Source organism: Phycicoccus sp. HDW14 (assembly GCF_011383005.1).
Classification (GTDB): Bacteria; Actinomycetota; Actinomycetes; order Actinomycetales; family Dermatophilaceae; genus Phycicoccus.
This window is the reverse complement of record NZ_CP049935.1, coordinates 3,779,204-3,791,521: the sequence shown is the minus strand read 5'-3', so window position 1 is coordinate 3,791,521 and position 12,318 is coordinate 3,779,204. Positions and strand designations below refer to the sequence as shown.

The 12,318-nt window shown below is 73.3% G+C and carries 13 protein-coding genes and 2 pseudogenes; 5 read left to right on the top strand and 10 right to left on the bottom strand.

Annotated elements, in window-relative coordinates:
- Positions 1-10: 10 nt before the first annotated feature.
- From G7075_RS18625 to G7075_RS18615, 3 genes are all read left to right on the top strand, one after another.
- Positions 11-496 carry a hypothetical protein gene (locus G7075_RS18625; protein WP_166123943.1) on the top strand — a complete coding sequence of 162 codons (486 nt, stop codon included), beginning with the start codon at positions 11-13 and terminating at the stop codon, positions 494-496.
- A 137-nt stretch (positions 497-633) separates the two neighbouring features.
- Positions 634-1,125 carry a hypothetical protein gene (locus tag G7075_RS18620; protein ID WP_166123942.1) on the top strand — a complete coding sequence of 164 codons (492 nt, stop codon included), beginning with the start codon at positions 634-636 and terminating at the stop codon, positions 1,123-1,125.
- A 229-nt stretch (positions 1,126-1,354) separates the two neighbouring features.
- Positions 1,355-1,714, top strand: a complete 360-nt coding sequence (locus G7075_RS18615) for a hypothetical protein (protein ID WP_166123941.1) — start codon at positions 1,355-1,357, stop codon at positions 1,712-1,714.
- Between the two features lie 100 nt (positions 1,715-1,814).
- Here G7075_RS18615 and fbaA read toward each other — a convergent pair whose 3' ends face one another.
- Complete coding sequence (gene fbaA / locus G7075_RS18610) at positions 1,815-2,846, bottom strand: class II fructose-bisphosphate aldolase (protein ID WP_166123940.1); 1,032 nt, start codon at positions 2,844-2,846, stop codon at positions 1,815-1,817.
- Between the two features lie 419 nt (positions 2,847-3,265).
- On the opposite strand from fbaA, the gene G7075_RS18605 reads away from it, so the two are divergent.
- On the top strand, positions 3,266-4,558 hold the full coding sequence (locus tag G7075_RS18605; RefSeq protein WP_166123939.1) for an acyltransferase family protein: 1,293 nt from the start codon (positions 3,266-3,268) through the stop codon (positions 4,556-4,558).
- A 142-nt stretch (positions 4,559-4,700) separates the two neighbouring features.
- On the opposite strand, the gene G7075_RS18600 is transcribed toward G7075_RS18605, so the two are convergent.
- The 9 genes and pseudogenes from G7075_RS18600 to G7075_RS18565 all read right to left on the bottom strand — a co-directional run bounded on the left by G7075_RS18600 (position 4,701) and on the right by G7075_RS18565 (position 11,410).
- Positions 4,701-5,717, bottom strand: a complete 1,017-nt coding sequence (locus tag G7075_RS18600; protein WP_240917751.1) for an RNA polymerase sigma factor — start codon at positions 5,715-5,717, stop codon at positions 4,701-4,703.
- Positions 5,718-5,940: 223 nt separating this feature from the next.
- A complete protein-coding gene (locus G7075_RS18595; RefSeq protein ID WP_166123938.1) occupies positions 5,941-6,297 on the bottom strand; it encodes a YciI family protein in 357 nt (118 codons plus the stop codon).
- Positions 6,294-6,776, bottom strand: coding sequence for a YciI family protein (locus tag G7075_RS18590; protein WP_166123937.1), 483 nt, complete (start codon positions 6,774-6,776; stop codon positions 6,294-6,296). Before G7075_RS18590 ends, G7075_RS18595 begins: the two co-directional genes overlap by 4 nt.
- Before the next feature lie 18 nt (positions 6,777-6,794).
- Positions 6,795-6,851, bottom strand: a pseudogene (locus G7075_RS23185) (hypothetical protein); the annotation flags it as partial.
- A gap of 279 nt (positions 6,852-7,130) precedes the next feature.
- Positions 7,131-8,179 (bottom strand): annotated as a pseudogene (locus tag G7075_RS18585) (LLM class flavin-dependent oxidoreductase).
- Between the two features lie 54 nt (positions 8,180-8,233).
- The gene (locus tag G7075_RS18580) at positions 8,234-8,875 is read right to left on the bottom strand and encodes an RNA methyltransferase (protein ID WP_166123936.1); all 642 of its coding nucleotides are present in this window, start codon (positions 8,873-8,875) and stop codon (positions 8,234-8,236) included.
- Positions 8,876-8,885: 10 nt separating this feature from the next.
- Positions 8,886-9,641 carry an amino acid ABC transporter ATP-binding protein gene (locus G7075_RS18575; protein WP_305849793.1) on the bottom strand — a complete coding sequence of 252 codons (756 nt, stop codon included), beginning with the start codon at positions 9,639-9,641 and terminating at the stop codon, positions 8,886-8,888.
- Entirely contained in the window at positions 9,638-10,408 is a 771-nt protein-coding gene (locus G7075_RS18570) for an amino acid ABC transporter permease (RefSeq protein WP_371814120.1), read from the bottom strand. The genes G7075_RS18575 and G7075_RS18570 overlap by 4 nt, the downstream gene beginning before the upstream one ends.
- Before the next feature lie 120 nt (positions 10,409-10,528).
- On the bottom strand, positions 10,529-11,410 hold the full coding sequence (locus G7075_RS18565) for an ABC transporter substrate-binding protein (RefSeq protein WP_166123934.1): 882 nt from the start codon (positions 11,408-11,410) through the stop codon (positions 10,529-10,531).
- Between the two features lie 200 nt (positions 11,411-11,610).
- Between G7075_RS18565 and G7075_RS18560 the strand changes: the two genes are divergently transcribed.
- Positions 11,611-12,294 (top strand): VTT domain-containing protein, encoded by a 684-nt coding sequence (locus tag G7075_RS18560; protein ID WP_166124508.1) that lies wholly within the window; start codon positions 11,611-11,613, stop codon positions 12,292-12,294.
- Positions 12,295-12,318 lie beyond the last annotated feature (24 nt).

Here is a 12,318-nt window from a genome sequence, read left to right as displayed (position 1 = left end):
ACTCGTCCACGTGACCAAGAAAACGAACCGCCGGACGCCCCGCCAGCTCGCGGCCGTCATCGGCACCGTCGCCCAGGACAGAGTCGTCTTCTGCGGTCCTCTCGGGGTGGGGAAGACGACGGCCGTGCGGGCCGTCTCCGACGTCGAGGTGGCCAACACGGACGTCACCCAGGCCGCGAACCGGCACGGAGGGGAGTCGCGCTCGGACAAGCGCACCACCACCGTCGGCATCGACTACGGGGAGTGGCACGAGGGGACCGGCTCGAACGTCGCCGTGTACGGCACGCCCGGGCAGGTGCGCTTCGACACCGTGCGCACCTCGACGATGTCCTTCTCCGTGCACGTCGTCCTCTGGCTCTTCGGGCAGAACGACTACGCGCTCGAGGAGGCCGAGGAGTGGCTGCGCTACCTCGGGGCCCAGGACGGCTCGGTCTACGACACGCTGACCGTCGCCGTGACCCGCCTCGACGAGCCCGGAGACCACCCCGGCCTCTAGGACTACCGGGCGACCCTCGACCGGTTCGGCCCCGGGATCCGGCTGCTCGCCGCCGACCCGCGCGACCGCGGCGACGTCCAGCGCGTCGTCGGCGTGGCCATCGGCCGGGAGGCGCCGCTGCCCCAGGTGGTCCTCGCGTGACGGCCACGGTCGAGACGGCCATCGGGTCCCACGTCGAACCGCACGAGGCACCGCGCGACGGGGCGGACGGTGCGCCGGACTGGGACGTCCTCTCCCGCCTCCTCGGGTCGGCCGCCCAGCCGGAGCTCGTCGCGCTGGGAGAGGCCGTCGAGGGCATCGAGGCCGTGCTCTTCTGCACCGCGGACGGCCTCAACCTCTGCACCCTCGGCGTGTTCGAGCGCGACGTCGGCCGCCTCTCGGCCCTCACGAGCTCGATCTTCAGCGTCGCGATTGCCCTGCGGAAGGCGGCCCGGGCGGAGGCGCACGGCATGACCGTGCACCTGTCGGCGGAGGACTCGCACACCATCCTCGTCTCGGTGGAGCTGCCCGGTGTCGGCAGCTTCGTCCTCGGGGCCCACGCCACCGACGTGCAGCACGCCGTGCTCCTCGTCGAGACCCGCCGGGCCGCGGAACGGATCACCGAGAAGCTCGCACCCAGCGGGCGGTGAGCCGCCTCCTGCGGGCCCTTGGCTGGTCCCGTGAGGACCCGCTCCCGGGCCCGGACCCCGAGCCCGCCCTCCCCTCCACACCCCCGCGACCGACCGGTCCGGCGCCCGCGTCGCACCGGTCGGGATCGTCCTCACGACGAGCACGGCGGGCCGCACCACACCGACCAGCACCACCCTCGCACCACCACCACCCGACCCACCGGGTCACAACACCGAAGGAACACTGACAATGGCTGACTACGAGAGCATCCTCGAGGCGATCCAGTCCGACGTGACCGGCTTCATCGGCGCCTCCATCGTCGACCTGGACTCCGGCATGTCGCTGGCCTCCCGGTCGGCGGTCTCCGACTTCGACCTCGACGTCGCGAGCGCGTACAACAGCGAGATGGTCAAGGGGAAGTTCAAGACGATGCAGGCCCTCAAGCTCAACTCCGAGCTGGAGGACATGCTCCTCACCCTGAGCGACCAGCTCCACCTCATCAAGGTGATGGACGGCGGCACGACGTTCCTCTACGTCGCGGCGAGCAAGGCCAACACCAACCTCGCGCTGCTGCGCCGGGCGGTGAACCAGCACACCGTCGGCCACTGACCCCGCGCGGGTGCGTCCCTGCCGCGCACCCGCTCGGAACCGGCGAGGCCCGCCACCCCGTGTCTGGACGAGGTGGCGGGCCTCGTGTCGTGCGCGACGCTCAGGCGGGGTGCGTCCCGGCCGAGCGGAGGTTCTGGCAGGCCTCGATGACGCGCTGCGCCATGCCGGCCTCGGCCTCCTTGCCCCACGCGCGCGGGTCGTACTGCTTCTTGTTGCCGACCTCGCCGTCGATCTTCAGGACGCCGCTGTAGTTCTTGAGCATCCAGTCGGCGACCGGCCGGGTGAAGGCGTACTGGGTGTCGGTGTCGACGTTCATCTTCACGACGCCGTAGTCGACCGCGTCCGAGATCTCCTGCGGGAGCGAGCCCGAGCCACCGTGGAAGACGAGGTGGAACGGCTTGCTGTCGGCAGCGACCCCGAGCTCGGCGGCGGCGGCCTCCTGGGCGGCCTTGAGCACCTCCGGGCGCAGCTTGACGTTGCCCGGCTTGTAGACGCCGTGCACGTTGCCGAAGGTCAGCGCGGTCATGTAGTACCCGTTCTCGCCGGAACCGAGCGCCCGCACGGTGGCGACGGCGTCGGCGGGCGTCGAGTACAGCTTGTCGTTGATGGCGTTCTCGACGCCGTCCTCCTCGCCGCCGACGACACCCACCTCGATCTCGAGGATGATGTTCGCCGCCTTGCACTGGGCGAGCAGCTCCTCGGCGATCTGGAGGTTCTCGTCGAGCGGCACGGCCGAGCCGTCCCACATGTGCGACTGGAAGATCGGGAGGCCACCGGCCTTGACCCGCTCGGTGGACGCGGCGATCAGCGGCCGGACGAAGGAGTCGAGCTTGTCCTTCGGGCAGTGGTCGGTGTGCAGCGCGATGTTGACGGGGTAGTTCTTCGCGACCTCCTCGGCGTAGGCCGCGAGCGCCTTCGCGCCGGTGACCATGTCCTTGACCGTGGAGCCGGAGGCGTACTCGCCGCCGCCGGTGGACACCTGGATGATGCCGTCGGAGCCGGCCTCGGCGAAGCCGCGGATGGCGGCCGTGACGGTCTGGCTCGAGGTGATGTTGATGGCGGGGTACGCGAACGAACCGTTCTTGGCCCGGTCCAGCATGTCGGCGTAGACCTCGGGCGTTGCGATGGGCACGGTGTTCTCCTCGTGACGTGGGATGTGCCTACGCCCCGATCCTTCCACTTGTCCGCCGGCCCCGTGCACCGGTGTCCGTACCCATCGGTAGCCCGGGCGTGCGAACGGGGCGGCGCTGGTGCGTCGCCCCGTTCGGCGGCCTCGCGGGTGCCCTGCACACCCGGTGGCCGGCCAGCCGGTCCGAGGACCGACCGGGTCGGGTGGAGACCTACGGTTTCCGGTCCCGAGCTGGGTCAAGTGTGCAGCGATCGATGCCTCGCTGTCCACCACGTCGACGAGATTCGCAGGGTCGACCACGGTTTCCGTGGGTCAGGAGCGGACCCGTGGGACGGATGGGGCCGGTGATACCCTCCGTGGCCGTGCCGGACCGGGTACGAGTGCTCAGGCACGGTCGGTCCGCCGACCGTCACGCTGGGCGCATGGAGACCCTCACGGCGCGCGACATCGCCGCCGCCACCCCGACCTCGCGCAACCGGGTCGTCGACCTGCTGCGCGTCGCCGCCCTGTCCGTCGTCGTGCTGGGTCACTGGCTCATCGCCGCCGTGACCGTCCGGGACGGGCGGCTCGTCAGCGGCGCCCTGCTCGACCTCGCCCCGTGGACGCATCCGCTCACCTGGGTCTTCCAGGTGATGCCGGTGTTCTTCCTCGTCGGCGGCTACGCGAACGCGTTGTCCTGGAGGCGGGCCCGCGAACGCGGCACCACCTGGGCCGGATGGCTGCGCGGTCGGCTGCGTCGGCTGCTCACCCCCGTCGTGCCGCTGCTCCTCGTGTGGGTCGCGCTGCTCGTCGTCGCCGACGCGGCCGGGGTCGACCGGGCGGCGCTGCGCACGGCGTCCCAGGTGGCGCTCGTGCCGACCTGGTTCCTCGCGGCGTACGTCGTCGTCTGCGCGGTGGCCCCGGCGACCCTCTGGCTGTGGGAGCGGTTCGGCTGGGCGTCGGTCGTCGGCGGCCTCGTGGTCGGTGGGCTCGTCGACCTCGTGAGCCTGACGACCGGGCCGTGGTGGGTCGGCTTCGCCAACTACGTCGTCGTGTGGTGCTCCGTGCACCAGCTCGGGTACGCCTGGCTCGACGGGCGCCTCGACGGCACCGGTCGCCGCCTGGCGATGGCGGCGGTCGGCGCGGTCGGGCTCGTCACGCTCGTCTGGGCCGGCCCCTACCCGGTGTCGATGATCGGGCTCGACTCCTCGGCCGTGAACAACAGCTACCCGACGCGGGTGACGCTCGGGTTCCTCGGGCTGCTGCAGGCCGGGCTCGTCCTCGCGGTCGAGCCGTGGCTCACGCGGTGGATGGCGCGCGACCGGCCGTGGGCGGTCACGGTGCGGCTCGGCAGCCGGATGATGAGCGTCTACCTCTGGCACCTGACGGTGATGGTCCTCGTCATCGGGGCCGGTCTGCTGGTGGGCGGCGCGGGCCTCGGCCTCGACCCGCTGTCGGCGTCGTGGTGGCTCTCCCGGCCGCTGTGGTGGGCCCTGCTCGGGGTCCTCACGCTCGGCGTCGTCGCCGTCGTGGGCCGGCTCGAGCAGGTCCGACCACTGACCGGCCCGGTGCCCGCGTGGCGGCCGGTGCTCGCGACGGCCCTCGGGTGCGGGGGCCTGGGCGTGATGGCCGGGCAGGGCCTCGTCGCGCCCGACGGGCTGCGCTGGTGGTGGGCCGTGCTGCCGGTCGCGGCCGTGGCGCTGCTCTCCCCGCGCCTTGCACCGCCCACGGACTGACGTCAGCACGACCCGGCCCCACCTCGTGCCGCGGTGGGTCGGCACCTCCCGTTGGTGTCCGATCACCGGCGATGCACGCTGCAGTGCGGTGATGCAGGCGCGGCGGATGTCCCGCCCCGTGCATCACCGCAGACCCCTCGGGTCAGTCGGACGCCAGGCCGTCCCGGCGTTCGATGAGGTGGGCGCGCTCGACCTCGTTGCCGCACAGCCGGATCGCCTCGTCGAGCGCGGCGATGGCGGCACGGTCGTCGCCCAGCCGGGCCAGCAGCTCACCGCGGACGGCGGGCAGCCGATGGCTCCCGGGCAGCTCGGCGTCCAGCCCGTCGAGCGCGGCCAGTCCTGCCGCGGGGTCGTCCCGCTCGGCGACGGCCACCGCGGCGGCGAGCCTGACCATCGGGGACGGGCTGACCCGGGCCAGGGCGTCGTAGGCCGCGCAGATCCGGTCCCACCGGGTGTCGGCCGCCGCGGGGGCGAGGGCGTGCTCGGCGGCGATGAGGGCCTGGAGGCGGTAGGACTCGGTGAGCAGGTCCGCCGACGGCCCGAGCCCGGCCAGCACCCGCACCGCCTCGTCGACCTCGCCGCGGTGCCACCGGGAGCGGTCCTGGTCGGGCAGGAGGACGAGGCTGCCGTCCGCGCCGACCCGGGCGTCCCGCCGCGAGTGCTGGAGCAGGACGAGGGCCAGCAGCGCCCGCAGCACCGCCTCGTCGGGCCGTACGGCCAGGGTCACGCGGACCAGCCGCACGGCCTCGCCCGCGAGGTCGGCGCGCAGCAGGTCGGGCCCGGAGCCGGGCGCGTACCCGGCCGTGAAGGCGAGGTAGGCGGTCTGGGCGACGACCCGCAGCCGCGAGGGCAGGTCGTCGGCGGCCGGCACCGTGAACGGGATGCCGGCCGCGGCGATCTTCTTCTTGCCGCGGGTGATCCGCGCGGCCATCGTGGGCTCGGGCACGAGGAAGAGCCGCGCGATGTCGGCGGTCGAGACACCGACGACGAGGCGCAGGGCGAGGGCGCTGGCCACCTCGGGCCCGAGCGCCGGGTGGCAGCACATGAGGACGAGACGCAGCACGTCGTCCTCGACGAGGTCGCCGGGGTCGGCCATGACGCCCGCACCTCCCTCCGGGTCCGCGTCGACGACGAGCAGGGGTGCCTTGCGGGCCGCCATCGCCTCGGCCCGCAGCCGGTCGAGCAGCCGCCGACGGGCCGCGGTGTGCAGCCACGCCGCCGGCGAGTCGGGGACGCCGTCGGCGGGCCAGCGGCGCGCGGCCGCCTCGACCGCGTCCCGAGGGCGTCCTCGACGAGGTCCAGCCGCCGGAACCGGCCGAGGAGGAGGGCGACGAGCCGCCCCCACTCCTCGCGCACGGTGGTGGCCAGGACCTCGTCGGGGGTCACGCCTCGTCGTACCCCTCGACGCCGACGACCGGCCGGATCTCGACCGTGTACGACGCCGGCAGCAGCCGGGCCGCCGCGATGGCGGTGTCGAGGTCGGGCAGCCGGACGTCGTAGTAGCCGCCGACCTGCTCGACGGACTCGACGAACGGCCCGTCGGTCACCGTCCGCTCGGGCCCGCGCAGGGTCGTGGCGGTGTCGGCGTCACCGAGCGCGGCGCCCGCGACCTTCTCGCCGTGCTCGGCGACGTGGGCCTCGAAGGCGCGGTGGGCGGTGAAGACCTCCTGGCGTGTGTCCTCGTCGACGTGCTCCCAGTCCCCCGGCTCGTAGGCGATGAGGACGAGGTAGCGCTTCACGACGCGCCGTGGTCGTGCTCGTCGTCGGCGACCATGTCGCGCAGCTCGATCAGCTCACCGCGGGCGGCGAACTCGGTGAGGATGCGGACGAGGTCGGCCCGGTCGTCGGTCTCGAGGAGGAAGAACCCGACGACCTGCTCCACCGACTCGGTGAACGGGCCGTCGGTGACCAGTGCGCCGCCCGAGCCGTCGGGACGCATCGAGGTCGCCTCGGCAGACGGGGTGAGCGGGCCGGCGGCGAGGATGCGGTGGCCGCCGGCCGCGAGGTCGCGGTGGAACTGGCCGTGCGAGCGCATCCCCTTCTCGTGCTCCTCCGGCGGCAGCAGGGCCCACTCGGCCTCGGGGCGGGCAGCAGGACGAGGTGGCGGCTCATGCGGGCCGGTCCTCGGGCTGCACCGTCCGGCGGACCTCGACGGAGTCCCCACCGCCGCGATGATCCGGCAGCACTCGAGCAGGTCGTCGAGGTCGTCTGTCTCCACCTGGTAGAAGCCGCCGACCTGCTCGGCGGTCTCGGCGAACGGCCCGTCGGTGACCGGTCCGCCGCCGCCCGGGATGCGCTTGGCCTCGCTCGTGGCGTGCAGCTCGGCGCCACCGGTGATGCGGTGCCCCGACGACCCAGCTCCTCACCGAAGCGGGTGTACTCGGCGTAGCCGGCGGTGCGCTGGTCGGCGTCCATGGTGGTCCACCAGCGGTCGGCGTCGCCGACGATGAGGACGACGTACTCGGTCATCTGCTGCTCCTTCGGTCCCGGGCCGCGACTGCGACCTCACCCCCGTGACGCGCGAGCGGGCCACGATTCGACAGGTCCACCGAACCTAGTTGAGCGGGGCCCCTCAGGCGAGGGCGGTGGCCAGCAGGCGGAGGGTCTCCTCGCGGGCGGGCGAGCGGTCGACCGGTGTCCCGGCGAGGGCGCCGGCGACCGGGCTGACCATCACCTCGTCGACGCCGTGCTCGGCGGCCAGCGCGGTGAGGCGGGCCGCCACGTCGTCGGGGGTGCCGACGAGCCAGCGCGAGAGCATCTCCTCGGCCAGGGCCTCGTGGGCCGGGGGAGCGGACGGGCCTCGGCCTCCTCCACCGACGCGAGCGGCGCGAGCGGCTGACCGGTGCGCAGCGCGACCATGGAGCGGATGTTCGGCAGCGCGAGGCGGCGGGCCACGGCGGCGTCCTCGGCGACGACGACGTTGGCGGTGAGCAGGGTCCGGGGCTCGGGGTGCTCCTCGGACGGCTGGTACCCGCCGCGGTAGAGGGCCAGCGCCTCGGCCGTCCCGCGCCCGGAGAAGTGCGAGGCGAAGACGTACGGGAGCCCACGCGAGGCGGCCAGCCGCGCGGAGTAGTCGGACGAGCCGAGCAGCCAGAGCGTCGGCACCGAGGCGGCGCGCGGCGTCGCGCGCAGGACGTGGTCGCCGGTCGCGAGGCGCAGGGCGGCGCCGGCGGGCGACATCATCGCGATGACGGCGTCGACGTGGTCGGGGAAGCGGTCGACGGCGTCGCCGTCGGCCTGGCCCGTGCCGCTGCGCAGCGCCCAGGCGGTGACCGGGTCGGTGCCCGGCGCCCGCCCGATGCCGAGGTCGACGCGGCCGGGGAAGGCCGCCTCGAGGAGGGCGAACTGCTCGGCGACGACCAGGGGTGCGTGGTTGGGCAGCATGACGCCGCCGGAGCCGACCCGGATCCGGTCGGTGGCCGCGGCCACGACGGCGGCCAGCACCGGCGGGTTGGTCGCCGCGACGGCCGGCATGTTGTGGTGCTCGGCGAGCCAGTACCGGCGGTAGCCCAGCCCGTCGGCGACCCGGGCCAGGGACCGGGTGGCGGCGACGGCGTCGGAGGTCAGCTGGTCGGACCGGACGGGGACGAGGTCGAGGACGGACAGCGCGGGGGTGCTCACCCGAGGTCCAGCGGCCGGGACGCCGGCGCTATTCCGGGTGCCGGCCCGCGGGGGTCACGGGTGCTGGTCGAAGACGTGCCGTCGGACCCAGGCGTGCATCGCGACGGCCGCCGCGGCCCCAGCGTTGACCGAGCGGGTCGAGCCGAACTGCGCGATGTGGAGCACGACGTCGCAGGCCTCCTGCATCGCCGGGGTCAGCCCGGGCCCCTCCTGGCCGAGGACGAGGACGCACGCGCGCGGCAGGTCGTGGGTCTCCAGCGGCACCGACCCCGGCAGGTTGTCGATGCCGACGAGCGGCAGCCGCCCTCCGTCCGGACCGGCCGTCGCCGCCCATGCCGTGAGCCCCGCGGCGTCGGCGTGGTGGTGCTCGTGCTGGTACCGGTCGGTGACCATCGCGCCCCGCCGGTTCCACCGCCGCCGGCCGACGACGTGGAAGGCGGCGGCGCCCATCGCGTTGGCGGTCCGCACGACCGATCCGATGTTGAAGTCGTGGCCCCAGTTCTCGATCGCGACGTGGAACGGGTGGCGGCGGGTGTCGAGGTCGGCGACGACGGCCTCCATCGACCAGTACCGGTACCGGTCGACGACGTTGCGGCGGTCGCCGTCGCGCAGCAGCTCGGGGTCCCAGTGCGCGCCCTCGGGCCACGGACCCTCCCACGGGCCGACCCCGACCTCGGCCTCCGGACGCTCCTCCACGGACCCGAGGCTAGGCGTGCACGCGGGCGAGGAAGCGGCGGGTGCGCTCCTGGCGTGGGTCGTCGAGGACCTGTGCGGGCGGCCCCTGCTCGTGGACGACGCCGCCGTGTAGGAAGCACACGGTGTCGGCGACCTGCCGGGCGAACCCCATCTCGTGGGTGTTGAGGACCATCGTCATCCCCTCGTCCTTGAGCTCGCGCAGCAGGTCGAGGACCTCGCCGACGAGCTCGGGGTCGAGGGCCGAGGTGACCTCGTCGAGGAGCATGAGCCGCGGCTGGTTGACCAGCGCGCGGGCGATCGCCACCCGCTGCTGCTGGCCCCCGGAGAGGTCGTCCGGTCGAGCGGATGCCTTCTCCGGCAACCCGACCCGCTCGAGCATCGCCATCGCGCGCTCCGTGGCCTCGGCCTTCGGCACCTTGTGCACGCGGACCGGCGCGAGGGTGATGTTGTCGAGCACGGACAGGTGCGGGAAGAGGTTGTAGGCCTGGAAGACGACGCCCATCCGGGCCCGGACGGCGTCGGCGTCGACGCGCGGGTCGGTGACGTCGTCGCCCTCGAGCGTGATCCGGCCGTCGTCGACGACCTCGAGCAGGTTGACGCAGCGCAGCAGGGTCGACTTGCCCGACCCGCTCGCCCCGATGAGGACGACGACCTGCCCCTCGTGCACCGTGAGGTCGAGACCGCGCAGGACCTCGGTGTCCCCGAACGACTTCCGCACCCCCTCGAGGCGCAGCACCGGTTCCCGGCCGGCGGCGTGGAGGCTCACAGGTGGCCCCCGGCGCCGTGGAACCCCTGCTTGCGCGCGACGTGGTCGGTGAAGCGCGCCATCGGGATGGTCAGGCAGACGAAGAGCGCCCCGGCGACGACGTAGGGCGTGAAGTTGAAGTCGAGGGCGGTCTCGATCTGGGCCGCGCGGATGGCGTCGATGACCCCGAGGACGGCGATGAGGCCGGAGTCCTTCTGCAGCGAGACGAGGTCGTTCATCAGCGCCGGCACGACCCGCCGGACGGCCTGCGGCAGGACGACGTGCCGCATCGTCTGGCCGTAGGACAGCCCGAGCGAGCGGGCCGCCGCGCGCTGCGACGGGTGCACCGACTCGATGCCCGCGCGGAACACCTCCGCGACGTACGCCGAGTACGACAGCACGAGGGCGCACGACCCCCAGAACAGGGCCGACGACGGCAGGCCCGACAGCCGCAGCGCCGGCGCCCCGAAGCCGAGGACGAAGAGGACGAGCAGCAGCGGCAGGCCGCGGAACAGGTCGACGTACGCCGTCGCGAACAGCCTGAGCGGGAAGGCGACCGGGCCGCGGACGGTGCGCATCACGGCCAGGGTCAGCCCGACCACCGCGATGAGGACGCCGCAGACGAGCATGACCCGGATGTTGAGCCAGAGCCCCTCGAGGACCGCCGGGAAGGCCTCGACCGCCTTGTGCGGGTCGAGGAAGGTCTCGCGGACCCGCGGCCAGCCCGGCGACGTGACGACGAGGGCCACGACGACCCCGAGGAGCAGCACGGTGGATGCCGCGGACACCACCGCGGAGCGCGCCGCCCGGCCGCGCCGGTAGCGACGCCGCTCGACCTCGAGCGCCGACGGCTGCCCGTCCGCCCGGGGGCCACGAGGGCACCGGGGGACGGCTCGCGGGGGCCGCGGTCACGACAGCTCGGGCGCGCCCTGCGTCGAGAGCCACTCGCCGACGAGCGTGTCGAGGGTGCCGTCGGCCCGCAGCGCGTCGACGGCCGCCGAGATGCACGGGGTGAGCGGGCTGCCCTTGTCGAGCACCGCGCCGAACTGCTCGGTGCCCCCGGTCGCCGGCAGCTGGCCGACGATGACGCCGTCGTCGAGCTGGGCGGCCGTCATGTAGAAGCCGGTCGGCAGGTCGACGACGATTCCGTCGATCTGCTTGTTCTTCAGCGCCTGCACGGCGAGGTCGTTGGTGTCGAAGACGGCGACGTCCTCGGTCGGCGCGATCTGGTTCGTCGCCGCGGTGTACGACGTCGTGCCCACCTGGGCGCCGAGCTTGGCGCTCTTGAGCTCGGCGACCGTGGTCTTGCCGTCGATCGGGCTGCCCTTGTAGGTGATGACCGACTGGCGCACGTCGTAGTACCCGGAGGAGAAGTCGACGGCGTTCCGTCGCTCGTCGCTGATCGACACCTGGTTGAGGTCGAGGTCGAAGGTCTTGGGCCCCGGCGCGATCGCGGTGTTGAAGGGCACGACGACCCAGGTCACGGCGTCCTTGGCGTACCCGAGCTTCTCGGCGACAGCGTACGCGACGGCCGACTCGTACCCCTTGCCGTTGCTCGGGTCGTCGTCGGAGAACCACGGGCCGTAGGCCGGCTTGTCGGTGCCCACGGTGAGCTTGCCGCCCGTCACGGTCTTGAGCGTGTCCGGCGTGCAGCCGGCGAGCGCGTCGGCCGAGCCGCTCGTGCTCGGGGTGGTGGAGGCGGCGGGCTCGTCGACCGGTGCGCCGCAGGCCGCGAGGCCGAGGGCGGCGAGGAGGAGGACGGGGGCGACGAGGCGAGGGCGTCGGGTCATGGCAGTGCTTTCGTCCGGGCGCGCGGAGGGCCACCACGCGATCTGGGCGACACCGTAGACCGTCGGGACGGATCGCGTCGCGCACGTCCCACATGGCGACGGGATCCGTGGCGCACACGTCGGCGGACGGCCCTCACAGGATCTGCACAGGGCGGGGCGCGGGCGGCGCGGCGCCCCGGCCACCTACCCTTGGACCCGTGATGCACGCGCTCGGGCCGAACTGGATGGACCCCCAGTACCTCCTCGACACCTACGGGTCGGCCTTCTTCTGGCTCTCGCTGGCCATCGTCTTCGTCGAGTGCGGGCTCTTCTTCCCGATCCTCCCCGGTGACTCGCTGCTCTTCGCCGTGGGGCTCTTCGTCGCCAGCGGCCAGCTCGACGTCAACCTCGTCCTGGCGCTCGCGGCGCTCTTCGTCGCGGCCTTCGCCGGGAACGTCGTGGGCTACGAGCTCGGGCGCGGGCTCGGCGCACCGCTGCGCCACCGCGACGGACGCATCATCAAGCGCCAGTACTTCGAGAAGACCGAGGAGTTCTTCGACCGGTACGGCGCCAAGGCCCTCGTCCTCGGCCGCTTCGTGCCCATCGTGCGCACCTACATCACCGTCGTCGCGGGCATCGGGCGGATGGAGCGCCGGCACTTCTTCACGTGGTCGGCCGTCGGTGCCGCGCTGTGGGTCGGCATCGTCACGCTCGCCGGCTACTTCTTGGGCAACGTGGCCTTCGTCAAGGACAACCTCGAGGTGGTCATCCTCGCCATCGTCGCCGTGTCCGTGCTCCCGGTGCTCGTCGAGTACCTCCGGCACCGCCGCTCCGCCGGGATGTCGCGCGCCGAGGTCCTCGAGGAGTCCGACGACGTCATCGACGACGTCGAGCAGCGCCCCTGACCCGGCCGGTGACGTCGAGCCGGC